The sequence below is a fragment of the Caballeronia telluris genome (assembly GCF_001544495.1).
GTDB lineage: Bacteria > Pseudomonadota > Gammaproteobacteria > Burkholderiales > Burkholderiaceae > Caballeronia > Caballeronia telluris.
This window is the reverse complement of record NZ_FCNZ02000117.1, coordinates 1-1,655: the sequence shown is the minus strand read 5'-3', so window position 1 is coordinate 1,655 and position 1,655 is coordinate 1. Positions and strand designations below refer to the sequence as shown.

General features: G+C 58.8%; 1 protein-coding gene and 1 pseudogene. Both read left to right on the top strand.

Translation table 11 applies throughout. The features are described from left to right. Positions 1-80: 80 nt before the first annotated feature. A pseudogene (locus AWB66_RS32450) lies at positions 81-908 on the top strand (Mu transposase domain-containing protein); the annotation flags it as partial. 9 nt (positions 909-917) lie between these two features. Beyond that, on the top strand, positions 918-1,655 hold a 738-nt coding region (istB, locus tag AWB66_RS32445), incomplete at its 3' end, for an IS21-like element helper ATPase IstB (protein ID WP_125469890.1).

The following is a 1,655-nucleotide window of genomic DNA, read 5'->3' as shown; positions in this document are numbered from 1 at the left end:
CGCTTCGGGCTACGCCCTCCGCGCCAACGCGCATCAGCACGAGAAACCGACCACTGTCAGATTTAGTCTAGTCCACTACACATTATTCTGTGGCAGTCATCCCAGCCCGGAGTAAAAAGCCCCGTGATAAAGCTAAGGTCGAGCAAGGCGTGCTCCTTGTCCAGCGATACATTCTCGCCCGACTTCGCAAGCACCGTTTCTTTAGCCTGGCCGAGGCAAACTCCGCGATCGCGTCACTCCTGGTCGACTTGAACAACAAAGCGTTCAAGAAACTGCCGGGATCGCGCCGCAGCTCTTTCGATGAGTTCGAGCGCTCATCGCTGAAGGCGCTTCCACCGCTGCGGTATCAATATGCTGATTGGAAGGTAGCCCGCGTGGGGCCTGATTACCACGTTGACATTGACGTTCACTATTACTCTGTACCGCACCGCTTCGCGCGTCAGCAGGTCGACGTTCGATATACGAATGGAACAGTCGAGATCATCCACCGAGGCACGCGTATCGCTGCCCACGCGCGAAGCACCCGGCGTGGCCACCACACTACGATTGATGCGCACATGCCGCCTCACCATCAAGATGTCAGTGGGTGGGGAGCCCAGCGCCTATACGACTGGGCCGTGCGCATCGGCCCGCATACCGCCGCCGTGATCCAGCACCTGCTCGGCGGCCGGCAGCATCCCCAACAAGCCTTTCGCGCCTGCCTTGGCGTGCTTCGCCTTGGCAAAGACCACGGCAATGCACGGCCGGAGGCCGCGTGCTGCCGTGCCATCGATCTGAAGGCGCCGAGCTACCGCTTCATTAGCTCGACGCTTAAGAACGGTTTTGATTCGTCGCCTCAGACAGAAACGGATCAGGCCAGCTTACCGCTCACACATCCCAATGTGCGCGGCCCCGACTATTATCACTGAAGAGGACGCATGCTCAATCATCCAACGATCGACAAACTTCACGCGCTGCGGCTGAACGGCATGGCAACCGCCTTAGCGCAGCAGAACAACAACCCTGATATCGAAGCGCTGGGTTTAGAAGAGCGTTTAGGCTTGCTTGTTGAGCGCGAGGCAAACGAACGCGAATCCAAGCAAACCACAGCGCGCCTTCGGCGTGCCAAACTGAAGTTCTCCGATGCCGTGGCTGAAGACATAGACTACCGCACCCCGCGCGGGCTCGATCGCGCACTCATGAGCCGTTTGCTCACCGGCGAATGGATTCGGGAGAAGCACAACACACTAATTATCGGCGCGACGGGCATCGGTAAGACCTGGCTCGGATGCGCGCTTGCCAATCAGGCATGCCGTCTGGGCTACACGGTAGCCTATCTCAAAATGCCGAGACTAACAGAGGAGCTCGCCATCGCGCACGGCAGCGGTCGATACGCGCGAGCTCTCGCACAGTGGGCCAGGACCGACGTACTGTTGATGGATGACTTCGCGATGGCGCCAATGCCTGACAGCGCTCGGCGCGACCTCCTCGAAATACTCGATGATCGCCATCGTCGCCATTCAACGATCGCGACGAGTCAAATTCCTGTCGAGAACTGGCATGGCGCGCTCGGCGATCCGACACTTGCCGACGCCATTCTCGTATCCGTCAGCACATCCCGTGTTGACGGGACTGCGATCAGATATCCACGATTTTCCGAAGTAAACCGTACGAGA